The 24,716-nt window shown below is 59.5% G+C and carries 23 protein-coding genes; 16 read left to right on the top strand and 7 right to left on the bottom strand.

The features are described from left to right. Window positions 1–144 precede the first annotated feature (144 nt). Window positions 145–1,515, top strand: a complete 1,371-nt coding sequence (locus ACRWA7_RS04985; RefSeq protein WP_438390318.1) for a pyridoxal phosphate-dependent decarboxylase family protein — start codon at window positions 145–147, stop codon at window positions 1,513–1,515. A 186-nt stretch (window positions 1,516–1,701) separates the two neighbouring features. Here the strand turns inward: ACRWA7_RS04985 and ACRWA7_RS04980 are convergent, their stop codons facing one another. From ACRWA7_RS04980 to ACRWA7_RS04965, 4 genes are all read right to left on the bottom strand, one after another. Continuing rightward, window positions 1,702–2,481 carry an N-acyl homoserine lactonase family protein gene (locus tag ACRWA7_RS04980; RefSeq protein ID WP_438390317.1) on the bottom strand — a complete coding sequence of 260 codons (780 nt, stop codon included), beginning with the start codon at window positions 2,479–2,481 and terminating at the stop codon, window positions 1,702–1,704. A gap of 25 nt (window positions 2,482–2,506) precedes the next feature. Continuing rightward, a complete protein-coding gene (locus ACRWA7_RS04975) occupies window positions 2,507–3,082 on the bottom strand; it encodes a hypothetical protein (RefSeq protein WP_060819545.1) in 576 nt (191 codons plus the stop codon). A 58-nt stretch (window positions 3,083–3,140) separates the two neighbouring features. Next, the gene (locus tag ACRWA7_RS04970; RefSeq protein WP_438390316.1) at window positions 3,141–3,755 is read right to left on the bottom strand and encodes a DUF5666 domain-containing protein; all 615 of its coding nucleotides are present in this window, start codon (window positions 3,753–3,755) and stop codon (window positions 3,141–3,143) included. Window positions 3,756–4,261: 506 nt separating this feature from the next. Then, on the bottom strand, window positions 4,262–4,957 hold the full coding sequence (locus tag ACRWA7_RS04965; protein WP_438390315.1) for a GntR family transcriptional regulator: 696 nt from the start codon (window positions 4,955–4,957) through the stop codon (window positions 4,262–4,264). Between the two features lie 283 nt (window positions 4,958–5,240). Between ACRWA7_RS04965 and ACRWA7_RS04960 the strand changes: the two genes are divergently transcribed. From ACRWA7_RS04960 to ACRWA7_RS04930, 7 genes are all read left to right on the top strand, one after another. After that, the gene (locus tag ACRWA7_RS04960) at window positions 5,241–5,999 is read left to right on the top strand and encodes an SDR family NAD(P)-dependent oxidoreductase (protein WP_438390314.1); all 759 of its coding nucleotides are present in this window, start codon (window positions 5,241–5,243) and stop codon (window positions 5,997–5,999) included. Between the two features lie 108 nt (window positions 6,000–6,107). Then, on the top strand, window positions 6,108–7,064 hold the full coding sequence (locus ACRWA7_RS04955) for a substrate-binding domain-containing protein (protein ID WP_438390313.1): 957 nt from the start codon (window positions 6,108–6,110) through the stop codon (window positions 7,062–7,064). Continuing rightward, window positions 7,064–8,602 carry a sugar ABC transporter ATP-binding protein gene (locus ACRWA7_RS04950; protein WP_438390312.1) on the top strand — a complete coding sequence of 513 codons (1,539 nt, stop codon included), beginning with the start codon at window positions 7,064–7,066 and terminating at the stop codon, window positions 8,600–8,602. The genes ACRWA7_RS04955 and ACRWA7_RS04950 overlap by 1 nt, the downstream gene beginning before the upstream one ends. Window positions 8,603–8,616: 14 nt before the next feature. Beyond that, window positions 8,617–9,609, top strand: coding sequence for an ABC transporter permease (locus ACRWA7_RS04945; RefSeq protein WP_060819556.1), 993 nt, complete (start codon window positions 8,617–8,619; stop codon window positions 9,607–9,609). Window positions 9,610–9,649: 40 nt separating this feature from the next. Continuing rightward, a complete protein-coding gene (locus ACRWA7_RS04940) occupies window positions 9,650–10,945 on the top strand; it encodes an MFS transporter (protein WP_060819558.1) in 1,296 nt (431 codons plus the stop codon). After that, a complete protein-coding gene (locus ACRWA7_RS04935; protein WP_438390311.1) occupies window positions 10,942–11,835 on the top strand; it encodes an amidohydrolase family protein in 894 nt (297 codons plus the stop codon). Before ACRWA7_RS04940 ends, ACRWA7_RS04935 begins: the two co-directional genes overlap by 4 nt. Window positions 11,836–11,839: 4 nt before the next feature. Then, window positions 11,840–13,573 carry an IlvD/Edd family dehydratase gene (locus tag ACRWA7_RS04930; RefSeq protein ID WP_438390310.1) on the top strand — a complete coding sequence of 578 codons (1,734 nt, stop codon included), beginning with the start codon at window positions 11,840–11,842 and terminating at the stop codon, window positions 13,571–13,573. A gap of 37 nt (window positions 13,574–13,610) precedes the next feature. On the opposite strand, the gene ACRWA7_RS04925 is transcribed toward ACRWA7_RS04930, so the two are convergent. Further along, window positions 13,611–14,528: a LysR substrate-binding domain-containing protein gene (locus tag ACRWA7_RS04925; RefSeq protein ID WP_438390309.1), complete on the bottom strand. Its 918-nt coding sequence runs from the start codon at window positions 14,526–14,528 to the stop codon at window positions 13,611–13,613. A 117-nt stretch (window positions 14,529–14,645) separates the two neighbouring features. Here ACRWA7_RS04925 and ACRWA7_RS04920 point away from each other — a divergent pair, with 117 nt between their 5' ends. After that, a complete protein-coding gene (locus ACRWA7_RS04920) occupies window positions 14,646–15,401 on the top strand; it encodes an SDR family NAD(P)-dependent oxidoreductase (protein WP_438390308.1) in 756 nt (251 codons plus the stop codon). Window positions 15,402–15,462: 61 nt separating this feature from the next. On the opposite strand, the gene ACRWA7_RS04915 is transcribed toward ACRWA7_RS04920, so the two are convergent. Continuing rightward, window positions 15,463–16,053, bottom strand: a complete 591-nt coding sequence (locus ACRWA7_RS04915) for a TetR/AcrR family transcriptional regulator (RefSeq protein WP_438390307.1) — start codon at window positions 16,051–16,053, stop codon at window positions 15,463–15,465. A gap of 153 nt (window positions 16,054–16,206) precedes the next feature. Here ACRWA7_RS04915 and ACRWA7_RS04910 point away from each other — a divergent pair, with 153 nt between their 5' ends. From ACRWA7_RS04910 to ACRWA7_RS04880, 7 genes are all read left to right on the top strand, one after another. Beyond that, window positions 16,207–16,821 (top strand): NADPH-dependent F420 reductase, encoded by a 615-nt coding sequence (locus ACRWA7_RS04910; RefSeq protein ID WP_438390306.1) that lies wholly within the window; start codon window positions 16,207–16,209, stop codon window positions 16,819–16,821. Between the two features lie 100 nt (window positions 16,822–16,921). Then, the gene (locus tag ACRWA7_RS04905) at window positions 16,922–17,692 is read left to right on the top strand and encodes an SDR family NAD(P)-dependent oxidoreductase (protein ID WP_060819571.1); all 771 of its coding nucleotides are present in this window, start codon (window positions 16,922–16,924) and stop codon (window positions 17,690–17,692) included. A gap of 49 nt (window positions 17,693–17,741) precedes the next feature. Then, window positions 17,742–18,497, top strand: a complete 756-nt coding sequence (locus tag ACRWA7_RS04900; RefSeq protein ID WP_060819574.1) for an SDR family NAD(P)-dependent oxidoreductase — start codon at window positions 17,742–17,744, stop codon at window positions 18,495–18,497. A 182-nt stretch (window positions 18,498–18,679) separates the two neighbouring features. After that, window positions 18,680–18,778 (top strand): NAD(P)-binding domain-containing protein, encoded by a 99-nt coding sequence (locus ACRWA7_RS04895; RefSeq protein ID WP_157766633.1) that lies wholly within the window; start codon window positions 18,680–18,682, stop codon window positions 18,776–18,778. A 34-nt stretch (window positions 18,779–18,812) separates the two neighbouring features. After that, window positions 18,813–18,947, top strand: coding sequence for a hypothetical protein (locus tag ACRWA7_RS04890; protein ID WP_438390305.1), 135 nt, complete (start codon window positions 18,813–18,815; stop codon window positions 18,945–18,947). A gap of 261 nt (window positions 18,948–19,208) precedes the next feature. Continuing rightward, entirely contained in the window at window positions 19,209–21,038 is a 1,830-nt protein-coding gene (locus ACRWA7_RS04885) for a thiamine pyrophosphate-binding protein (protein WP_438390304.1), read from the top strand. Between the two features lie 716 nt (window positions 21,039–21,754). After that, window positions 21,755–22,750 carry a SphA family protein gene (locus ACRWA7_RS04880; RefSeq protein WP_438390303.1) on the top strand — a complete coding sequence of 332 codons (996 nt, stop codon included), beginning with the start codon at window positions 21,755–21,757 and terminating at the stop codon, window positions 22,748–22,750. A 176-nt stretch (window positions 22,751–22,926) separates the two neighbouring features. On the opposite strand, the gene ACRWA7_RS04875 is transcribed toward ACRWA7_RS04880, so the two are convergent. Next, window positions 22,927–24,531 carry an arylsulfatase gene (locus ACRWA7_RS04875; RefSeq protein ID WP_438390302.1) on the bottom strand — a complete coding sequence of 535 codons (1,605 nt, stop codon included), beginning with the start codon at window positions 24,529–24,531 and terminating at the stop codon, window positions 22,927–22,929. Between the last annotated feature and the right edge of the window lie 185 nt (window positions 24,532–24,716).

Below are 24,716 nucleotides of genomic sequence, written 5' to 3'. Positions count from 1 at the left end.
CCAGAGTCACCGTGAAGGAAAGGGCAGCTTTCATTTGCAATTGATCCAGTTCTCAGCCGTTGACTGGCGATAACAATGAGCACCAGAATGGAGATTACTTTCAGCACATTGCAAGGTCGGGAGACGCAAATGGAAGCGACGTCAATGAATGAAGTCTTGCAAGAAGCCTCGCAACGATCTATCGCATACTTGCAGTCCGTCCGGCAGCGGCCGGTCACTGCCTCACTTCAGGCAATCGAACGTCTGGACGAATTAAAACATCCGCTTCCTCAAAGAGGCATGGATGCGTCGGAGATCGTGCGTCGCCTCGATGAAATAGGATCGCCAGCGACGGTCGCCACTACGGGGGGAAGATACTTTGGTCTGGTGATCGGCGGCGCATTACCCGTTACGGTCGCTGCAAACTGGCTTGCAACGGCATGGGATCAGAATGCCTGTTTTCGCTGGACCTCGCCGATTGCGGCAGTTCTTGAGGACGTGTCGCTGCAATGGCTGAGCGATCTGTTCGGGTTGGAAAGCGGCATTGCGGGAGCGTTTGTCAGTGGCGCCTCAATGGCGAACTTTACCGCGCTGGCCTCCGCGCGACACGCGCTTCTCTCTCGCCTGAACTGGGATGTGGAAGCGAAAGGACTCTACGGCGCCCCCGAACTGCGCGTGATCGTCAGCGACGAAGTTCATGTCACTATCTTGAAGGCACTCTCGCTGCTCGGCCTTGGACGCGAGCGCGTCATTCGGGTTCCCACTGACCGGCAGGGGCGAATCAAGATCGATAGTCTGCCGGAGTTCGATGACCGTACGATTGTTTGCATCCAGGCAGGTAACGTGAACACGGGAGCCTTCGATCCCGCCGCCGAGGTTTGCCGCCGGGCGAGGGAGGCCGGAGCCTGGGTTCACGTCGATGGCGCCTTCGGGCTCTGGGCGCTTGCAAATCGTGATTTCGCGGCGCTGACCGCGGGCTTCGCTGAGGCCGATTCCTGGGCGACGGACGGCCATAAATGGCTCAACGTTCCCTATGACAGTGGCATTGTGCTTGTCCGAAAGGCCGCCGATCTCCGCGCGGCAATGTCGGCGAGCGCCGCGTACCTGGCTGAAGGGGTGGAAGGCGATCGCGAGCCCTCGCACTACACCCCCGAATCGTCAAGGCGGGCGCGCGGTGTCGAAATATGGGCCGCACTTCTGCATCTTGGAAGAGATGGCATCGCCGGTCTTGTCGAACATACGTGCCGCCATGCCCGAATGTTTTCTCAAAGCCTGGAGAAGCACGGGTTTGAAATTCTCAACGATGTCGTGCTTAACCAGGTGCTCGTGTCGTTCGGATCTCCTGAGGCAACCCGAGCCGTGATCGATCGTCTTCAGGCCGAAGGCGTTTGCTGGTTCGGCGGCACTGTGTGGCAGGGACGTCCGGCCATGCGTATCAGTGTCACGAGTTGGGCGACCACTGAAGCTGATGTGCGACTTAGTATCGATGCAATAGTTCGGGCCACTGAGCAACGGGAGGGTGGGACGTCCGCTTAGTTTCAACGGATCGCGTTTGCCGGTTGCAATCGAATTGGACGCAAAGTTCTCAGCGCACGCGATTTTGCGTCAGAATTCCAAATTCCGATCTTTCCTCGGATAAGCGTGAGGATGGGCTCGTAGTGGTGCAACATGGGTTCGCGGTGAACGAGCAGAGCGCGCAACTCGCGGACTCAACCGGTGGTGTTAAACAATCCACGCCGGTGCGTGGGGCAACGTGGCACTCTGCGCCGTGTCGTGGTTGACCCAGATCCTGGCTCCTTGCTTGTGCGCCAGTTCCTCGATCCTCTGCATCGATGCAAGAGACGCCTCGCGATCGGCATTCATGGCGGGAACGCGACGATGCTTCAGGTTGCAACAGTTGTGTGCCACGTCGCCGCTAAGAATGACGGGGCCGGTTTGTGGAAGTCTCACGAGCAACGAATTATGTCCCGCCGTGTGTCCAGGTGTATAGATCACGCGAATTGCACCGTCATCGAAGACGTCGCAATCGCCTTGTATGACTTCGACCTCGTTATTGCGCATGGTCGAATATAGCTCAGGCAGATAGCCAAACCTGTCTGGGTTTGAGCCGAACATGGCGTCGTGCTCCGCTTGCTGGACGATCCATTTGGCGTTTCTGAATAGCCCGGAGTTTCCAATGTGATCGTAATGAGCGTGCGAAAACATCACGATGTCCACGTCGTCGGGCGAGACGCCGATCGCTTCGAACTGCGAAGCGACAGTGCGGACTACCATGCCCCGGATACCATGCGCGATGATCTTTCCGCCCGGCTCCGAATATAAATAGTCTGGAGTACCCGTGTCCCACATCAGCCATTTATTTCTGTGGCGGATCAGATAGGCGTTACAACTGAGGGTCATGGGAACCCCGACATTCATGCCCGGCGAATAGATGGAGCCGTCTTCAACGCGAGCAATCCCTCCATCCAGTATGCACAGTTTCTCAACGGTCGATTCGTGCATGGCAATCCTCGTTTTAATCGGCGGTTCAAGCTGCCTTGCGCCGCAATCGGCTCACCGACAGCCATAACGCTGAAACCAGAAAATAGATGGCGCCCACCGCAGCATAGCCGGCAACTCTTCCGATAGCTGGAGACATTGATGTCTGAGCTTGTACGATGAAAAACGCCCCTGCAAGCCCGGATTGGGCACCGCTCAATATCATTGCCCATTGTGCGCCGAAGCGCTTCCACCGGCTTGCGGCGGTGCCGAGCTGAAGCAGCCCGGAAAGTATGGCCCAAGCGCCAAATGTCGCAAGTACCCAGTTCATGCCCGTTCTCAAAGACACAACAACTGCGACGGTCGTTATGACACTGATGGCGACGTTGATTGCCTGAATTCGCGCTTTGGCCAGGCCGCCGCTGCGCGACATGTCGATGTAATTGGCAAACGCATCCCAGGCGGGATACGCAATAAGCAGAACCGTTGCGATCGCAGGGGAATGCAGCCCGACAGAAAAAGCAATTGCAACCCAGACGGCGGAAAACGCGGCGCGAACAAAATAATACTGCGTGAGCCAACGCTCTTCGCGAGCGCGGCTGCTATCAGCGTAAAGATCAGTCATGAAAACTCCTTCTCGATTTTAGCTATCTCACGTATGGATAGATTCTTGGCTGTAGTGCTCACATGGGCGGCACTACGCCATTCTTTTCGACAACGACGAAATTGCCGTCATAAGATCCGTTTTTTCCATGCGTTGCCACGACGAATACCTGCTTGCCTGTGCTCAGGTCATCGCGGGTTGCAGGAATGAGCGTGACGATCGGGGCATTGGCCGGGATCGCGATGGTGTTGCTGCCGCCCTTGTACGAGAGGGTCAGGTCTCGGCCGTTGGTGCCTTGCACAACGGTGTCAACGTTGGCATTGGTCATCGAACTGTTCGCGCCGAGATCCCATGCATAGTGTCCTTCACCCGTACCGCGCGCGGCTTCGGGGAACACGAGAACCTCTTTCGCAACCAGCTTGCCGTCCGGACCGGGTATCGCCGCAGCGCCGACGTAAGTGCCCGGCTTGATATCCGAAAGCTGCACAGGCTTCACCGCGTTCAGGTGCGTCGTATCCTTCATCTGGATGGTGACGGTCTCGCCGCTGCGACGGTGTACCTGCAAGGTGCTACCAGAGAAAGATTCGATTGCGCCGCGGATCCGCTCGGGCTTATCGGTAGAAGATTGTGCAAATGATGTTCCGGCGAGCGTCAGTGCCAGCGAGGAAATGGCGAGTTTCAGGCGAATAGACATGAATGCTCCGTATGTTCTTTAGCGGTTGAAGATTGCGGTTACGAAATGGCCGATATGAATGAGGCACCAACGGCAGCGAGCGGCAAAGCGTGCTCCGCAATACCAGAGCAGCTTCCGCTGATGCTGTATCTAAAAACGGCGAAAACCCGGCGTCGTGCTGCAGCATCGACAGGGCTTGCATCGGTGGTCAGGATCGCATTCGGGTCATTCCGGCGCTATCGGTCAAATGACCGACCCCAGGTTAGAAATGCGTTTTGTGAGGATGGTTTCTAATCGGGGGCGTGAGCATGGAGCGGCCACTGAGGGGCTCACCGCGCACTAGATGGAGGGTGACGAGTCTTGCGCGAGCAGTTGGTCTGAACGCCTTCACAGGCGATACCCAAGGCCGTCTTGAATAGGCCGAGCCGCCTGAAACATCGGGCACTGGCTGCGAGGTTGATCGGTAGAAACAGAAAGAATGAAGATTGCGCGAGGCGTTTATAACGTCCGCCTCGCCCGCCAATCAACTATCTCAGCACGCCCGGTTGCGCGGTCTCGAACAGTCCGCGCACTGCATTGAGATACGTGTCGAGCGACGGGCCGATATGACTTCGGCATAACGTCACGAGACTCTCGCGGCTGCCGCTTTCGATTGCGCGGATCATGGCCCAATGTTCATCGCGGGCATTCATCAGATGCGGCTGGCTCGCGGACGTATAAAACCGCGCACCGTGCACCTTCTGCGCCGAACTGCGGATCATCTCCGCGAGATACGGATTGCCGCACGCCGAGAAAAGGCAATCGTGGAACGCCATGTTCGCGTGAAATGCAGCGCGATAGTCCTTCGCTTCCACCGCCCGCGTATGTTCGGTCTGGATCCGCGTCAGTTCCGCCACGAACTCCGGCGAGCCGGGCAGGGGAATCTGTTGCGCGGCGAGCATCTCGAGCGCTTCGCGCACCGAGTAAATCTGGCGGATTTCTTCGGGACTGAGAAGACGCACCGTCGCGCCCTTGTTGGCGATGTGCTCGACGAGCCCCATGCGTTCGAGTTCGAAGATGGCTTCGCGGATCACGTGCTTCTTACAATCGAACTGGGCGCTCAGCTTTTCCTCCAGAAGGCGCTGGCGCGGCATTAGCCAGCCAAGCACGATCTGCTCCTCGAGCGCTTTCACGATCTCTTGAACCTGATTAGTCGATGGTTTTCGAGTGGTCGTGTCTGTCATCTAAAACCTGTATTTCGTTGAGGAGGATTGAAAAGCATCTACGTTCGATGCCCGTAATTTTAGCCGCGAGCGTTTTTCTGTAAAGCAAACGTTATCTCCTGGCACGGGTGAATTGTACGTCAACAAGATCATTGACAATCTCGTCAAAGAAAACGAGACTTGTCGCATCGAACCAATTTGCAGGGAATTCAGAGCGCGCTTCGCGCTTTTCCCGGTTCGTCACACCCCGTCCGGCCACGCGCCAGCGCGGGATCATTGCTCACACAAGAATGGAGACAGACGCGTGAAACAGCGGCTGAGCGGCAAGCGCATCGTCATTACGGGCGCGGTCAACAACATTGGGAAAGCGGCGGTCGACGCCTTCCTTTCAGAAGGTGCAAAGGTCGTGATTGGCGATATCGACGCCGAACGGGGCGCCGCCGTTGCGGCTGAACTCGGCGCGAACGTGCGGTTCCTTGCGGTGGATGTGTCCCGCGAGGAAAGCGTCGCGAATTTCATCAACGAAGGCGCTGCGTGGCTCGGCGGCCTCGACGTACTGGCGCAAAACGCGGGCGTGATGACTTCCGGCGACATTACGGCGCTCGATGCCGCCGCATTCGATCGCGTCTTCGCCGTGAACGTGCGCGGGCTTTTTTTCGGCGCGAAATACGCGGTGCCGCATCTGCGCCGAGCGGGCGGCGGCTCGATCATCAATACCGCGTCGCTTGCCGGCAAACGCGGCCAGCCAGGGCTCACTGTGTATTCGGCGTCTAAGGGCGCCGTCATTGCATTCGGGACCACGCTCGCGCTGGAACTGGCCGCATCGAATATTCGCGTGAATACCATCTGCCCCGGCTGGGTCGATACCGCGTTCAATGACCCGATCGTCGGATTCATGGGCGGGCGCACCACGCAGGACGACAAGGTCTCGACCTTCGTGCCGCTTGGCCGTCAGGGCAAGCCTGCCGAAATCGCGCCGCTCTTTGTTTTCCTTGCCTCCGACGAATCCTCGTACGTCAATGCTCAGGCGCTGCTTGCGGATGGAGGTGCGTTCAACTCGTAAGGAAACCGAAGCGTTATTTCAGCCTGGTTCAACCGCCCCGAAGTTTCTCAGGAATTCGTCGAAAACAACATATGTTTCCCTCGCAAAGAGGGATGACAGGAGATAGTCATGTCCCGAAAGTGGTCCGTGGCCGCGCTGAGCGCAGCCTTGTTGGTGTCAGCGGTTTCGACAGCGCATGCCGCCGATAAAAAACACCTCTATTTCGTCGCCAATGGCGCGGTGGATTTCTGGAAGCTGGCCGAAGCCGGCATGCGCAAAGCCCAGTCCGAATTGCCGAACTACACGCTGGAAATGAAGTATCCGGAACAGTCGTCGGCGGCGGTTCAGAACCGCTTGCTGGACGACCTCGTTGCCAACGGCGCGGCCGGCATCATCCTGAGTTCGGTGGACCCCAAGACCCAGACCGACGAATTGAACAAGGTCGCCGGCCAGACGCTGCTCGCCACGACCGATGGCGATGCGCCCGACACCAAGCGCGCGTTTTATCTGGGATCGAGTAATTTCGATGCAGGCAAGCAGGCCGCGCAAATCCTCATGAAGGCCATGCCGAACGGCGGCAAGTGTGTGGCGTTCGCGGGCTTGCCGGGCGCCGACCTGGCCGTGCAGCGCATCAAGGGAATGAAGGAAGGCTTGCAGAATACGAAGATCACTATCGACAGCGTGCGCTCTGACGAAATGGATCAGGCGCGCGCGCAAAGCAACGCCGCCGACATTCTGACTGCGCGCAAGGACGTCAACTGCATGATCGGTATTTTTGCGTACAACACGCCGCAGATCGAACTGGCGTTGCAGCAATCCGGCCGCGCGGGTCAGGTGACGGTGGTCGGCTTCGACAATGACCAGGGAACGCTCAACGGCATCAAGCAGGGCGTGGTGGCGGGAACCGTGGTGCAGCAGCCGTATCAATGGGGCTACCTCGGCATGAAGTACATGGCGCGCTATGTGGAAGGCGACAAGTCGTTCATTCCCAAGGATCACAAGATCATCGTGCCGACGCAGATCATCGATAAATCGAATGTCGATGCTTTCATTGCCCAGGTCAAGACGTGGATGGCGAAGAAGTGATGAGCGAGCCGCTGCCGTCCGCGTCTCGTGCGCCGTTGCTTTCGTTGACTGCGATCACCAAGACGTATGGCGCCGTGCGGGCGCTGAAGGGCGTGAGCTTTCACGTCGATGCGGGCGAGGTCGTCGGCTTGATTGGCGAGAACGGCGCGGGCAAGTCGACATTGATGAAAGTGCTCGGCGGCGTGATCGAACCAACCAGCGGCACGATCGCAATAGAAGGGCGCGAGCATGCCGCGTTGAGCGTGTCGCAGTCGCTGGGCGCGGGTATAGCGTTCGTGCATCAGGAGCTCAACCTGTTCGAGAACCTGGATGTAGCCGCGAACGTCTTCATTGGACGTGAACCGCGTTATGGCGGCCCGCTGCGGCTGGTGGACAACAAGGCGCTGCATGTCCGCGTCACGCCGCTCTTGAAGCGGCTTGGCTGCGATTTTTCGGCGCGCACGCCAGTCGCCGATTTGTCGATTGCGCAATGCCAGATGCTGGAGATCGTCAAGGCGCTGTCGCTCGATGCAAAGCTCATCATCATGGACGAGCCCACGTCGAGCCTCACCACGTCCGAGACGTCGCGATTGCTCGATGTCGTCGCCGACCTCAAGCGAAGCGGCGTGGCGATCATCTTCATCACGCACCGGCTGTCAGAGATCGAGCAGTGCGCGGACCGCGTGGTCGCATTGCGCGACGGCGCGCTGGTGGGCAGCCTCGATCGTGCGGCGATCCGGCACGACGCCATGATCCGCCTGATGATCGGACGCAGCCTCAACACGCTCTACACGCCGCCGGAAACGGCGCCGCGCGCGCCCGTTCTGGAGCTCGACGCGTTCGCAACGCCGGCTTATCCCGCGCAACCCGTGACGCTCGCATTGCGCGGCGGCGAGATTTTGGGCCTCGCGGGTCTGATCGGATCAGGGCGCACGGAACTGGCGCGCGCGATCTTCGGTATCGACCGGCCGGCGGGCGGCGTGCTGCGCCTGAACGGCAAGCCTGTCGTGATCCGTTCCCCGCGCGGAGCAATCAGGCATGGCATCTATCTGATTCCAGAGGACCGCAAGCACGCCGGTTTGATCCTGGACAGCAGTATCGCGGAGAACATTGTGCTTGCAAGCCTGCCGTCGGTATCGCGGGGGAATCTCGTCGATGCCGGCAACGTGCGGCGCGTGGCGCAAGAGCAGAAAAATTCGCTGCGCATCAAGGCGCCTTCCGTGGATGTCGCCGCGGGCGCGCTGTCTGGCGGCAACCAGCAAAAAGTGGTGCTCGGTAAGTGGCTGTGCATGCAGCCAAAGCTGATCATCTTCGACGAACCCACGCGCGGCGTCGACGCCGGCTCAAAGAGCGAAATCTATGCGCTGATGCGCAAGCTCGCCGACCAGGGCGTGGCGATCCTGATGATATCGAGCGACATGGAAGAAGTAATCGGCGTGAGCGATCGAGTGGCGGTCATGCATGAGGGCGCAATCGCCGGCATTCTGGAACGGGACGCGCTCAGCGAAGCGAGCATCATGCATCTCGCCGTCGGTGAAACAGCCCCGACGGTTCATTAAAACAGGCAGACATCATGTTGAAGAAAGACTTGGGGCTACTCGTGCTCATCCTGGTCGTGGGTACGATTGTCGCGATCATCAACCCGCGTTTCATCTCGCCAGCGAATCTGTCGAACACGGCGAACCTTATTGGCCTGTTCGGGTTGTTCGCAATAGGCGAGGGGTTCGTGATCATCACGGGCGGTATCGACTTGTCGATTGGCTCGGTGTTCGCGCTGCTCGGCGTGATCTTCATGACACTTCTTTCAACCGATGGCGTGAACTGGATCGTCGCCACCGTGCTGATGGTCGTGGCGGGACTGGTGATCGGGCTGGTTCACGGTTTTCTTGTGACGAAACTGCGCATGCAGCCGTTTGTTGTCACGCTTTGCGGCTTGCTGATTTATCGCGGCGCGGCGCGTTATTACACCGATGACGGCACCGCGGGATTCGAGTTCGGACAGACCTTCCCGACCCTGGAACGGCTTACTACAGGGCACATCTGGGGCGTGCCGAACAGCTTCATAGCGTTTGTGGTGCTCGCGGCGATCATGGCGGTTGTCCTGCACAAGTCCGTCTTCGGCCGATACCTTTTCGCAGTCGGGAAGAACGAAGAGGCGGCGCGTTACTCGGGCATCAACACACGCGCGGTCGTGATGGCGTCGTATGTGATCTGCTCCGGACTGGCGGGGATTTCGTCTGTCTATTTCGCCATGTACACGCGCTCGGTCGCGCCCGCATCGCATGGTACGTTCTACGAACTTTACGCCATTGCCGCGGCGGTGCTTGGCGGCTGCTCGCTTCGCGGCGGCGAGGGTTCCATACTCGGCATTGCGCTGGGTGCGGTCCTGCTGCAAATCTTGCAGAACCTCGTCAATCTGCTGGGGATTCCGTCATCGCTGAACTTCGCCGTGATGGGTGGCGTGATCGTGCTCGGCGTGTTGATCGATGGCCAGTTGCAGGCTTTGCGGCAACGGCGCGCCGCACTGCGGCCATCGGCGGAACAACAAGTGGCCGTGAAGGCGTGACACGCTTTCACGCACGTACCATCACACGGATACCCACGGCATGAGTCAAACACCACACAGACCTTTGAGCCCGGACAAGCGCGGCGATACGGGCCTCGCCGCGTTCTACAAAGAACTGACCACGCAGGAGCGGCGCACGTTCTGGACGTGCTTCACCGGTTGGGGACTCGACGCGCTCGACTTCATGATCTACCCGCTCGTGATCGGCACCATCATGACGTTGTGGAAAGTCGATACTGGCATTGCGGGCCTGGCGGTGACGGGCACGCTGCTGACATCGGCAATTGGCGGTTGGCTTGCGGGTTATCTCGCCGACAGGATTGGCCGCGTGAAGACGCTCCAGATCACCGTTGCTTGGTTCTGCATATTCAGCATTGCGTGCGCGTTCGTGCAGAACTTCGACCAGTTGATGATCGCCCGCGCCATTCTCGGTTTCGGTTTCGGCGGTGAATGGGCGGCGGGCGCCGTGCTGATCGGAGAAACTATCCGCCCGCAATTCCGGGGCCGCGCGGTCGGCGTGGTGCAATCGGCGTGGGCGGTCGGCTGGGGCGCCGCGGTCCTGCTGCAAGCGGTGATGTTCTTGGTGTTTCCACCCGAAACCGCCTGGCGCGCAATGTTCGCATTCGGCGTGTTGCCTGCGCTGCTGCTGGTGTATATGCGGCGTCACGTCAAGGAACCCGAGATCGCCGACAGAGCCAGAAAGCAACGCGCGGTCGATGGCGATGCACCGTCGCTCTGGGAAATCTTCCGTCCCGGTACGCTGAAAACCACGCTGCTCGGATCGGTCTTCATGATGGGATGCCAAGGCGGTTACTACGCCATATCGACGTGGATTCCGACCTTCCTCAAGACCGAGCGGCATCTGACGGTCATCAACTCGACTGGTTATCTGGGTTTCCTGATTACGGGAAGTTTTTTAGGGTATCTGTTCGGCGCGTGGATGGCGGACCGTTTCGGACGCAAGAAACTCTTCGTGTCGTTCTCGATAGCAGCGATCATCGTGGTGCTCGCCTACACGCAATTCACGATCAGCAACGAAGCCATCCGCTGGCTTGGTTTTCCGCTTGGGTTCTTTTCAAGCGGTTATCTTGCGGGCGTGGGATCGTTTCTTTCCGAGCTTTATCCGACACGGCTGCGCGGTTCCGGCCAAGGCTTCTGCTACAACTTCGGCCGTGGGATGGGCGCGCTTTTTCCTGCGCTTGTCGGGGCATTTTCGGTACGCTTCGGACTTGCGACCGCCATCGCGATTTTTGCCGTGGTGGCTTACGCATTGCTCCTCCTTAGCGCGGCGATGCTTCCCGAGACGCGCGGCATTGAACTGGACGACATCAAATGAGCGATATCGAAACAAGCAACGCGCCACTTTGCCCGGGACCCGCGCCGGTACAACCGCGGCCATCGGCGTTCGAAATGCCCGCCGGCGCGGTCGATACCCACGCGCACGTGATCGGCGCTCCGCCGCTTTATCCGTGGATGCCGGATCGCGCCTACACGCCGCCGCCCGCCACGCCCGATGCCTATCTGAAGATGCTCGACGCCGTTGGTTCGCAGTATGGCGTACTGATTCAGGTGAGCGTGCATGGCCAGGACAACACGCTGATGCTTGATACATTGCGCGCACATCGTGAGCGCTTGCGCGGGGTCGTCGTGCCGGCGCTTGGACTTCCCGACGCACACTATCAATCGATGAAAGACGCCGGCGCGGTCGGCCTGCGTTTGAACGTGCTGTACGGCGGCGGTGGCGTGAGCCTGGCGCAGCTTGCCGAATACGATGCGCTCGCGCGCGACTGGGGCTGGCACATGCAGTTCCTGCTCGACGCGAGGGAACTGCCTTCGCTGGCGCCGCAATTCAGGAAGCTGCAATCGACGATAGTTGTCGATCACATGGGCCACATTCCAACGTCCGAAGGCGTCGGGTCGGCGGGCTTTCGCGAACTGCTCGCGCTGGTTCGCGACGGCGCCTGGGTCAAGGTATCGGGCGCTTATCGCCTGAGCGCGGAGGAACCGCCTTATCGCGACACGATCGGCTATGCGCAGGCGCTGATTGAAGCCGCGCCCGATCGTTGCGTGTGGGGTTCGGATTGGCCGCATGTCGCGACCTGGACCATCATGCCAACTGTCGCTCAATTGCTCGATACGCTTGCCCTCTGGGCGCCGGATCCCGCCATGCGCACAGCGATTCTCACCACCAACGCACACACGCTTTACGGTTTCACTCACCACTAAAACCATGTCAGAAAAATCTTCCACGGGTCTTCGTAAGGGCCTGACCAGCTACGGCGACAGCGGCTTCTCGCTCTTCCTGCGCAAGGCGTTCATCAAAGGCGCGGGCTACACCGACAGCGCGCTCGATCGCCCCGTGGTCGGCATCGTGAATACGGGCAGCGCCTACAACCCATGTCATGGCAATGCGCCCCAACTGATCGAGGCGGTCAAGCGCGGCGTGATGCTCGCCGGCGGCCTGCCAATGGACTTCCCCACCATCAGCATCCACGAAAGCTTTTCGTCGCCAACAAGCATGTATTTGCGCAACCTCATGTCGATGGACACCGAGGAAATGCTGCGCGCGCAACCCATGGACGCCGTTGTGATGATCGGCGGCTGCGACAAGACGGTGCCGGCGCAATTGATGGGCGCGGCATCGGCGGGTCTGCCGGCCATCCAGTTGATCACCGGTTCCATGCTGACCGGTTCGCATCGTTCGGAACGTGTGGGCGCGTGTACGGATTGCCGTCGCTATTGGGGCAAGTTTCGCGCAGAAGAGATCGACGAACAGGAGATCGCGGACGTCAACAACCAGTTGGTCGCGAGTGTGGGAACCTGCTCGGTGATGGGCACGGCGAGCACGATGGCATGTATTGCCGAAGCCCTCGGCATGACCGTGCCGGGCGGTGCAACGCCGCCCGCAGTGACGGCCGACCGCATGCGCGTGGCGGAACAAAGCGGTGCGCAGGCCGTGAAGATGGCGCGCGAGCGGCTGACCATCGACAAGATCCTGACGCCTGATGCGTTTCATAACGCCATGCGCGTGTTGCTGGCGATTGGCGGCTCGACCAACGGCATCATCCACCTGACTGCGATTGCGGGGCGCTGCGGACTTGAAGTCGATCTCAAGGCGCTCGACCGCATGGGACGCGATACCCCCGTTCTGGTCGATCTCAAGCCGTCCGGGCAGCACTACATGGAAGATTTTCACCACGCTGGCGGCATGGCTACGCTGCTCCGTGAACTCAAGCCGCTGCTCAAACTCGACGCGCTGACCGTCACGGGCCGCACGCTTGGCGAAGAGATCGAACTCAGCGGACCGGGCTTCGCGCAAGACGTGGTGAAGACGCGCGACCGGCCGATCTATCCGCAGGGCGGCATTGCGGTGCTCGAAGGCAATCTCGCGCCCGGAGGCGCGATCATCAAGCAGTCGGCGGCGCATCCCGACTTGATGGAACATGTGGGCCGCGCGGTCGTGTTCGAGAACGCCGACGACATGGCGCAGCGCATCGATTCCGACGACCTGGATGTCACCGCGGACGACATTCTGGTGCTCAAGAACATTGGGCCCAAAGGCGCGCCGGGCATGCCCGAAGCGGGCTACATTCCAATTCCGAAAAAGCTGGCGAGGGCAGGGGTGAAGGACATCGTGCGCATCTCGGACGGCCGCATGAGCGGCACTGCGTTCGGGACCATTGTCCTGCACGTGACGCCGGAGGCCGCGATTGGCGGTCCGCTTGCGTATGTGCACAACGGCGATCAGATCAGGCTGAGCGTGGCAAACCGCGAGATATCGCTGCTCGTTTCCGACGAAGAACTGGCGCAGCGCGCACGCGATGAACCCATTGTGGTTCCGACGGCGGCACGCGGCTACCGGAAGCTTTTTCTGGAGACGGTGATGCAGGCGGACAAGGGCGTCGACTTCGATTTCCTGCGCGCGGAGAACATGACCGGATCTACGCCATCCATGGAGTCGTGAGTCTGTGCACTATGCTTGCCGGCCAGTTGACCGCTCTCTATAAGGATATTGTCCGGCAATCGAATGGCGCGAAGATATCGGCAGCCCAATCGCCGAAAACTTTCAGTTTCGTCTGCAAATGTCTGTTGGACGGGTACAGCAGATGCAACTCATGCCGTGGACGATTCCATTCTTGCAGTAGCGGCACCAGTACGCCGCGCTCTATGTAAGGGCGTGCCATGAAGCCATACGTCTGGCTGATTCCGAGCCCTGCTATCAGGGCCGTGAGGCGAGACGTGCTCTCATTGACTGCAACTGTAGTGCCTCGAGTGATCTCGAATGTCTCATCATCGCGATGAAACAGCAGCGGACGTGATTTTCCCGTCAAGGACGAAAAATAACTAATCAACGAGTGTCCATGTTCCAGTTGCTGCGGGTGAGTGGGGCGGCCATGTGCCGCGAGATAAGCGGGGCTCGCGCAGGTTACGTAATCGAACTCGGCAATACGCCTTGCCACCAGCGAACTGTCGGGTAGCGTGCCGGCGCGGATGACGCAATCGACTCCTGCTTCGATCAGGTCTATGGGGCGATCGCTCACGCCGAGATAAAGCTGGATATCTGGATAGCGCGCCCGGAAATCGGCTAGAGCGGGTATCAGGATCAGGTTGGCGAGTGACGACCCGATGTCGATACGCAGGCGTCCGCGCGGTTCCACGCGGGTATGTGCGGCTAGCGCATCCATATCATGCACTTCGTCGATGACGCGCACGGCGCGTTCGTAATAGGCCACGCCTTCGGCCGTCACAGTGACGCGCCGTGTTGTGCGCTGTAGCAACTTGACGCCGAGATGAGCTTCGAGATCCCGAACTAATTTCGTGACAGTAGGACGCGGAATGTTGAGCGAGTCCGCTGCCTTGGAAAAATTTCCGGCGTCGGCGATCCGGACAAACACGCGTAGGGCGAGTAGCTGATCCATGTTCAGGGGTCTTTATTTACGTGGAGAAACTATGAATTAGGAAACGCTGTCTTTATTCAAGAAGCCGCGCGCCATATTGTGTTGACTCTTCGACCACACCTGAAAATGGAGAGCGACATGAGCAGCAAACTGGACGGCAAGGTAGCCGTGATTACGGGCGGCAGCACTGGCATCGGGCTTGCGACGGCCAAGGTGTTCGCGCATGCGGGGGCGCAGGTATTCGTCACCGGACGCCGTCAGGCGGAGCTTGATGCCGCAGTCGAGGAAATCGGCGCCGGCGCCATCGGAATTCAAGCGGACTCGGCGAAACTGCCCGACCTGGAAACGCTGTTCGCGACGGTCAAATCCGTTGCCGGCCGCGTTGACGTGCTTTTCGCCAACGCCGGTGGTGGCTCCTTTCTGCCTTTGGGTTCGATCACAGAGGCGCAGTACGACGATACCTTCGACCGCAATGTGAAGGGCGTGCTCTTCACGGTGCAGTGCGCGCTGCCGCTGCTGGGTGAAGGCGCTTCGGTCATCATCACCGGTTCAAATACGAGCATCATGGGAACGCCCTCGTTCAGTGTTTACAGCGCTACAAAGGCCGCGGTCCGCAATCTCGTCCGCAGCTGGATTCTTGACCTTAAGGGGCGTGGCATCCGCATCAACACGATCAGCCCTGGTCCCATTCACACGCCCGGCCTCGTGGGTCTTGCCGGCCCGGATGCCACCGCGCAACAAGGTCTGCTTGACTACCTGGCGACCCAAATCCCCCTGGGTCGCGTCGGCGAAGCGGAAGAGGTCGGCAAGGTCGTCGCATTCCTTGCGTCTGATGATTCGAGTTTCATCAACGGTGCGGAAATTTTCGTGGATGGTGGACTCGCACAGGTCTAGCATTTCGGTCGCCTTGGCTGCAGAGCGGGCGTGAGTTCTACCGAGCCGGGGAGAACGTCCGCTATCTGGAGGTCTTAGGCCATGTGCCGAGCACATGGTCGACCAGTCCATCAAGGGTCTTTTTGGACGCGCCCGCTTTCGCCTGTACTGCCATACCTTGTGAGACGGCCATCACAAACGACGCGAGCGTCGCGCAGCTTACCGATGATGGCAGATCCCCTTCCCGTTGCGCGCGCTCCAGACGCCGGCGTAGCGCCAATTGCGTCGCAGCGCGACGTCGGATGAGTTCGCGACGAATAGGTTCGGCGTCATCCGAACACGCAAGCGCGCCATTTAAACCCAGGCAGCCGGGGTGAGCGGAGTTCATGGTGTGAAGAACGGCCGAGCCTCGGAGGATGCGTTCTACGACTCTCAGGGAGGTAGGCTCGTTCAATGCCTCGGTCATGAAGCCCATGTACTTGGCGCCATAGAGATCAAGAGCCTTGCGAAAGAGCGCTTCCTTATTACCGAACGCGGCATAGAGGCCGGGGCGAGCCACGCCCGTGGCCTTCGTCAAGTCGTCAAACGATGTCCCCTCATATCCGTTCTGCCAGAACACGGACAAGGCGGCGTTAAGCGCCTCGTCTTCATCAAACTGTTTGTGTCGCCCCATAGCGCATCCGAAACCGGTTTCAATAACGGACAGTATAAAACACTTGACTCATGCTCTGTTGAAAAGTACCGTTCGTTACTATATCGATCGGTATTGTATTTGATACTGAAGGATTTGACGTCGAAGACGCTACTGAACGCCTGGAGACGCGAAATGAAAATCGGAATTCTTGGTTCGGCCACCGTGGGCATGACGCTCGCCTGCGGACTCGCGGCAGTCGGTCACGACGTCTTCATTGCAAACAGTCGAGGTCCGGAAAGCCTGGTCACTCGTCTCGCGCAGACTGGGACGGCGGCGAAGCCCGCCTCGGTTTCAGAGGCGCTTGCGTGCGACGTGATCTTCCTCGCGGTGCCCTGGCTGAAGGTGCCGGAGGTGCTTAAACCCGACATCTCATGGGAAGGGCGCATCCTCGTCGACACGACCAACATTTTTGTCAGCTATGCCCCGGATTTTCGCGTCGACGATCTCAGGGGTGATTCCGGAAGCGAGTCTGTCGCCAGGCTTGCGCCGTCTGCACGCGTCGTGAAGGCGTTCAACACGCTGCCATTCACGGTGATGTTCGCGCCTACGCCTGCGGGCATGAAGCGAGTGCTCTTTGTCGCCGGAGACGAGAGCGAAGCCGTCTCGACAGTTGCAAGTCTGATAGAGGAACTAGGCTTCCATCCGGTCGCGCTCGGACGGCTTGCGGGGGCGGGTCGCCAGATGGAACTCGGCGGCCCGCTTAGTTCTTTGGAGCTTTTGTTGCCCGCAAAGACGGGGACGTCATGAGCGATTTTTTCATCATCATGTTCGATGTGTCTACGGCGGGTTTTGGCAAGGGCCATCCGTCAAATCCACCCGTTCATTCAGCTACAGAAGGAGAGCCACCATGGCAGGCAACACAACAGATTCACTGATTGGCAAGGTAGCGCTTGTGACCGGCGCCGCACGAGGTCTCGGCGTCGAAATCAGCCGCGATCTCGCAGCGCGTGGTGCACACGTTATCGTCGGCGCGCGTGACCATCGGAAAGCCGAAGATGTTGCGGCCGAACTGCGCGAGCGTGGCGGCGCGGCATCCGCGCTCAAGCTCGACGTCACGCATGAGGAGGATCGAAGGGCGGCTTATGCATCGATCGACAACGCGCACGGCAAGCTGGACATCCTGGTCAACAACGCCGGAATCCTGCTGGATAGTCCCGACGGAGGGACGCCAGCGCCACGGCAGCCCAGTGAAGCGTTGCCGCACGTGTTGCGCGAGACGTTCGAGGTGAACTTCTTCGCCCCCATCTTTCTGACGCAGTTGCTGCTTCCACTGCTCAAGCGCTCGGACGCGCCGCGTGTGGTCAATGTGTCGAGCATTCGGGGCTCGCTCACGCATCTTTCCGATCCGGCCTCGCCAGTCTATCCAGTGCGCGCGCTCGGATACGACAGCTCGAAGGCCGCGCTGAACGCATTCACCGTATTGATCGCGGAGGAACTGCGTGGCACACCGATCAAGATCAACGCTATCCATCCCGGATGGCTCAGGACCGGGATGGGCGGCGAGCGGGCGACGATGAGCGTAGAGGACGGCGCTCGCACGGCCGTCCAATACGCCACCCTGGGCGAGGAGGGCCCCACTGGTGGCTTCTTCTTCCTTGACGAGCGCTTGCCCTGGTAAGCGTAGAGCCGGAGTAAAACATTTTTTCATATCAACAAATGGGCTAACAATGAATAAAACTCTTTCGGGCAAAGTTGCCCTTGTCACCGGTGGCTCGCGCGGTCTGGGCGCCGCAACCGCAATCGCACTTGCTGACCAGGGCGCTGACATCGCGATCAGTTATGTCGCATCGGAAGAAAAGGCGGCGGCGCTCGTCGAGGTCCTGAAGGCGAAGGGCGTGCGCGCCGTCGCGATCCGGGCGGATCAGGGCGACCCTGGCGCGGCCGCACCGCTGATCCAGAACGTGGTCGAAACATTGGGGAAGCTCGATATCCTGGTGAACAATGCCGCCGTCGCATGGCAGGGCAGGACCATCGATGATCCGGAAATCGACAATGCGGCGATGGATCGGCAATGGATCATCAATACGATGGGCGTTGTTGCCAACATCCGTGCAGCCGCCAGGGTGTTACCGGACGGAGGACGCATCATCTCGGTCGGTTCCGGCCTCGGCACGCGGATCGCGTTTCCGGGCACGACCGACTATGCAGCTAGCAAGGCCGCGGTTGTGGGTTACAGCAAGGGCGCCGCACGTGACCTTGGCGCGCGCAACATTACGGTCAATGTTGTCCAGGCCGGCATGATGGATACCGACATGGCCGCCGCGTCGAAGGGAAAGCTCCCGCCGATCATTATGGAGTCGCACGCCATTCATCGATATGCAGCCGTCGAGGAAGTTGCGGCGGCAATTGTGTTTCTCGCCGGGCCGGATGCCGGCTTCATCACGGGGTCGGTGGTCGACGTGAATGGCGGGTTCACCGCTTGAGCAGTGAGGTTCGTGATACGCGGTTATTCTGGCCGGTTAGCGATAAATCGGGCCAGGCATAACGGCGCCGCACCAGGCGCCGGCCGATAATCACCCGAGAAGACTCTGCGCTCATTGTGATGAGCAGCTTGTCGCCAGTCTAGGTGCGCGATCTGGCTAGGAGGGTAGCAGGAAAATTCGCCTTGCTGGACGCACCGGTCAGTGGCAGGGTTGAAGACGCCACGAATGCGACGCTCACCATCATGGCGTCGGGGCCGCTGACGTTGCAGGAAGCACTGTAGCCAGTGTTGCAAGCTGTTGGAAATGACATTGTCAATGCTTATCCCCCAAGCCACACCACACGTCTGCACACTCGAAAAAAACGCGCTGTCGTTTAACCAAACCGGCTCGGTCAGCAGTACCGCGTTGCGGCTGCGCAATTCCCTGGTGCGAATTGCCAGCGTGCGCTGACTCAATGAATGTTTGACTTCCCGCCCCACCTTCCAGGCGAATCGCAGACGGCGCCACGCATCGTGATGTTCTGAACCTTCATGGCGCCCCCCTTTGACAACGGTAGCCTCGTGCGCAAGCTACGTCGACCGGCCCGTTGTTTGCTGAGCATACGTGCTGGAAACCCGGAACGATTCCGCGCGTACGCCTGATCTTTCGCATTGCTTTCTGAAGTGCGTTTGACGGACTTTCAATTGACCATCGTAGTAGCAGGAGTCAGTTATGAACGTATCCGATAAACCCCCGCAATCTCCGCAACGCCGCACGCTGCTGGGCGCAGCGGCACTCGGCAGCGCCAGCTTGCTGGCCGTCCGCGCGGCGAGCGCCCAGTCCGGCGTGCCCGATGCGCTTCCCGGACAGCCGCTGCACAGGGTGAGTCAGCCCGAAGGCGCTGCCGCGGACTCTGACACGACCGCTGACATCATTGTGAACACGCTGCTTGCCTGGGATGTCGACCACGTGTTCGGCATGGTCGGCGACGGCATCAATCCGCTGATCGAAGCCTTGCGGCAGCGCCGCGACAAGATCCGGTTCATTGGCGTGAGGCACGAAGAGGCGGCTGCGTTCATGGCGTCGGGCTGGGCTAAATCAACCGGACGTTTGGGCGTTTGCGTCGCCACCACCGGCCCGGGCGCGGTTCATCTGATGAACGGTCTCTACGATGCGCATTTCGACGGTGCGCCCGTTCTCGCCATCACCGGTCTGACGTTCCACGATCTGCTCGGCACGCGCTTCATGCAAAGCGTCAGTACGACAGCACTGATGGAGGACGTTGCGCTCTACAACACTGTCATCACTGGGCCGCGCCACGCTTTGGTGGTGACGGACATTGCGTGCCGTTCGGCGCTCGGCGGCCGTGGCGTCGCGCACCTGACGATATCGAAGGACATTCAGGCGCAGCGGCTCGCGAGCGACAAGGCGTCGATGGAAAACCACGGACTACGGACATCGACCAACTGGAACCGTCCCGCGCCGGCTCCTTCCGCCGACGATCTTCAAGCCGTCGCCGGCCTTATCAACGCGGGCAAGCGCGTCGCGATCCTTGCAGGCCAAGGTGCGCTGGGCGCGACAGCGGAACTGGAGCAACTGGCGGCGCGGCTCAACGCGCCGGTCGCAAAAGCGCTGCTCGGCCGCGCCGCGCTTCCTGACGACTCGCCGTTTTCCACGGGCGGCATTGGCCATCTCGGCACCGTGCCGTCCGAGGAAGCCATGCACTCCTGCGACACGCTGTTGATCATCGGTTCGACCATGCCCTGGGTCGACTCGTATCCGAAACCGGGCGCCGCGCGCTGCGTGCAGATCGACATGAAGGCGGAGCGCATAGGCTTGCGTTATCCGGCGGAGATCGGTCTTGTTGGCGATACAAGGTCGACCTTGCGGGCGCTGTTGCCCATGCTGCGGCAAAAGGACGATGTATTTTTGCGTGAAAGTCAGGCGCGCGTTGTTCAGTGGAACCGATTGCTCGATCAGGTTGCCGCGACGCAGCGTGTTCCGCTGCGTCCCCAAAGCGTGATCCGCACCATCAGCAATGCGCTTGCACCCGATGCACTCATTTGCCTCGATTGCGGCGCAAACACGCATTTCGCCGCACGTTTCCTGACGCTTCGCCGCGGTCAGCAGTTAGTCGCGACCGGCATGCTCGCGACCATGGCCCCCGGCTTGCCCTTCGCCATCGCGGCGCAACTGGCCAATCCTAGCAGGCAGGTCGTGGCAATTGTCGGCGATGGCGGGTTTGCCATGCTGATGGCCGAAATGTCCACGGCCGTCAAGAATCAGCTACCCATCAAGGTCTTCCTGCTGCGCAACGACGCGCTCGCCGAGGTGCTTTTCGAGCAGCGCGAGCTCGGCAATCCGGCGTACGGATGCGAACTGGGCGGCATCGACTACGCTCAAGTCGCCACTGCATGCGGTGCGCAAGGATTCCGATGTGCAGCGCCAGCGGAGGTTTCGCAGGCCGTGCAAGCGACGTTGCGCGCGCCCGGCCCGGCGTTGCTGGAAGTGCGCGTTGATGCAGAAGAGCAGCCGACCATGCCGCATCAGTTGAAGGTATGAAGCGACCGCGTTGGCGAAACGAGCCTGCACGAATGGGTCCGGGATCCCTTCAGCAAGCGAGACCAAGTAGCACCAAGTAAAAAGTCCACGGAGGGCCGCACCCGTGGACAATTCATACAGATCTGTTTTTCGGATTGGACTGCCGGTGTGTTGATGCAGGCTCGTGGCCCATGTGCGGTCGGCCATTGCCGGCCATGGAAATAATACTGATACCAGAGCCTGTGTTCCTTTTCGGGACTTTCTGGCGGCATCGCAGTGGCGAGATTCTGGATGTTGCAACGTTCTTCAGCATGACGCCGTCCTGAGAGTGAGTGGATCCAGCCCGGGCGTGGCGGAATTTGCAGGGATGTACAAGCAAGGTTACCGATGGCGCGGCCGGCGGGCAATCCAGATAAATTCGGGGTTCGCGTTAGTTAAGCTTTCGCGAATATGAACGCTGGACCGGCGCGGCCGAATAAAGAAATCGCTTGTGCGCCCCTCCGACACGCTAGCTCGAAATCACAATTGACGACGCGTTTGAATCCGTATATCGGTGGCGCTATGACTTGGCCGTCGTGCCAATCCGCCCGGTTGTGAGCGGTGGTGTGCGACGCCTTTGTCTTGTGAATGAAGTCAGGCGAAAGGCCGCTTTCCCGGCACGCACGGCGACTTCAATACAACCATAAACCTCGTAATTCAGGTGGCTTGGCGGCCGCCCCTTTGTTAAGGCTATGCCGATGAGCATCAGATCCGATAAAGATGCGCTCGCTCTTCGTTCACAGAAATTACGGGCACTTCTGCGAATTTCCATTGCCACTGTCGCGGCGCTCGCATCGATAACATCGGCAAACGCGACAGAATCCGCCTTGGGACGTCCGGTCGCTGGCATGAGCGTGCTTTCCGGAATCGGTATCGTGCCACCCGAGCCGGTCACCATAGTCAGCATCGAGCAGATTTATATCGATGGTTCAATCGGCGGCAACCGGCAAGTGCCGATTGCAGGCAAGGCGTCTCTTGGCGTCGATGCGCAGATTGCTTTTACGCTTGCCAGCGTGCTGAGAGTGTGGGGCGGCGCGGGTGGCTGGGACTTCGCATCGGGTATCACGGTGCCCTACGTCTGGACGGAAGTGAACGCATCGTTTGCTGCGGGTCGTGTGGGAACGTCGAGCAGCGACAGGGCGTCCAACCTGTTCGACCTGTATTTCACGCCGATAGTGGCGGGGTACCACTTCTCCCAGACCGCGCACATTTCACTGAGCTTCAACTTCTGGGCACCCACGGGTCGCTATGACCCGAGCGCGTTGGCAAACGCGAGTCTCAACAACTGGACGTTCGTACCGCAGGTCGCCTTTACCAAGTTCGTTCCAAAATACGGTTTGGAGTTCGATGTCGTGGGTAATCTGCAGTTCTACACAAAGAACACGGCGACAAACTATCAGAACGCACCGCTGTTCACGCTTGATGCACTGGCGCTGAAGAAGTTTCCGAATGGATTAGGCATGGGGCTGGTTCTGGGTACGGTCCAGCAACTCGGGAATGACTCCGGGCCGGTGGCCGACAAGTTGAATGGCTTTGTCGGACACGACTTTTCGATGGGTCCGATCGTCACGTACGACACCAAGATAGAGGGTAAGCCTTTGTCAGCGAGTTTGCGGTGGGTGCCGTCGATTGTCAGCGTGAACCGGCTCAAGAGTACAACAAGTGTGATGGCGACAGCGACCATCGCCTTCTGAGCCCTGGTAGCGAAAGGGCTCCGGTAATGACAAGACCTCACACTCGGGTTCTTGCCGTCGCAGCAATCGCTGCGTGTATCGGAGGCGAGGGAACGCTACAGAACGGCTGGGCGCGGCCGGACGTGGTGGTGGATACGGACTCGACCATCTCGCCCGGAGAGTCCATACAAGCAAAATCAGTCGCCCGCGCCGGCAGATTTTTGAAGTCCTGCAAGGCGCGCCTTCAACGCTTCGACCATCTGAAATTGAGAGTTCTTGACGGGCCCGGTGTAAGTCGTGCTTTGTGCGGGTGCTGGCGGATACTTCACATAGCTGGCGACGACCGTTTTCATCACCGAGTCGAATATTGGAACCGTCCAGCTCTTTTCAGTCCAGTTGGTCATCAGAATATCGTAGTGCTCGCCGGGGTCCGACTGTAAATCATAAATGCGCGGCACCGTGGCAACGTACTTTTCCTGGCCCTTCCACCCTGTATGGTCATCCTCGCTAAAAGGAGGATAGTCTCCACGCAGGTTGAACACGGCCTTGAATTTGCCGACACGGATGGCTCCGGGCGCGATCTCATCTTCCGTTTGATAAAGCCAGAACGTGCGCTTGGATTTACCGGTGCCCAACAGGATCGGGGTCATGTCGTAGCTATCAAAGATCGTCGGCTTGCCTTCCCGGTCGGTTGTCGGCAACGTCGTTCCGGCTATGTCCGCGAACGTCGCCATGAGGTCGAGTCCGCCAACGATATCCCATGACGTCGCGCCCGGTTTTATGTGCCCTGGCCACCACGCCAAGGCGGGAACGCGGCTGCCCGCTTCCATATCCGTACCCTTGGTCCCGCGAAACGGCGTGTAACCCGAGTCCGGGTAAACATCCTGCCACGCGCCGTTGTCGACTGTGTAAAAGACCAAAGTATTCTTGTCGAGGCCCGCAGCCCGTAGCGCATCCATGATTCGGCCCACCCGGGTGTCGAGCTCTACGACCGCGTCTCCATACTTTGTCTTGACGTCCGACTTCCCGACAAATTCCGGTGCCGGCAAATTTGGTTGATGGTTCTTTGTAAAGTTGATGCTCATGAAGAACGGCTTGCTATCGTTCCCATGCGCCTTGATGTAGTCGACGGATGCGGCCTCGATGCCCTGATCGAGCAAGGGAATGTCATCGCCAGAAACCTTGCGTACTTCCCGGAATTTTTCGCCCGCCTTGCCTTCAATCTCTCCGAGCGCGCTGACCGTGGGTACTTCTGCAGGCCAATCCGGATTCCATTTCTTGTCGGCGTAGGTGTACGCGTTCAGATGGTACAGATAGACGTTTTTCATCTCGTCATATCCGTGAGCAGTCGGCATGGCATAGTCAGCTTCTCCGAGATGCCATTTGCCGGAGAAGAACGTCGAGTACCCGGCTTTCTTGAGGACATCGGCGACGGTCACTTCGTTCTTCGGCAGGCCGCCTCCCTGTCCTGGAGCCGCGACGGTCGTCATGCCGCTCCGGTTGGGGAGCCTGCCGGTTTGCATCGCGGCGCGGCCAGGCGTGCAACTGGGTTGGCCATAAAAGTCCCAGAACTGCATACCTTCACGCGCCATGCGATCAAGATTTGGCGTGGGCGCACCGCGACCCTGACCACCGCCATAAACGCCGAGATCGCCCCATCCTGTGTCGTCGGAAACCAGCAAGATGATATTGGGCTTCTGATTTCCGGTTTGCCCGAGCGCCGGTGATATCGCCGTCAGTAATGCGGTAGAGCCAGTCACCAGGCGCATCAAGACACGACGGTATGACATATTGGCCGGCATGTGTGCCTCCATTTTCAACTCGAGCGAAACGAGGGGTATTTCCTCGACCGATATTGAAAACGGGTGAATGAGTCAAGCGATTTGTTTCCACCTGCAAGCGGCCTGACTTTTATAAGTGCCGCTCTGCTTGAGGCTGCGTTGCGGCGGAAACCAGTCGTACAGTTTCGGACGAACAGGTTGCAGTC

Source organism: Caballeronia sp. DA-9 (assembly GCF_051615025.1).
GTDB lineage: Bacteria > Pseudomonadota > Gammaproteobacteria > Burkholderiales > Burkholderiaceae > Caballeronia > Caballeronia sordidicola.
This window is presented reverse-complemented; position numbering and strand designations above follow the sequence as displayed.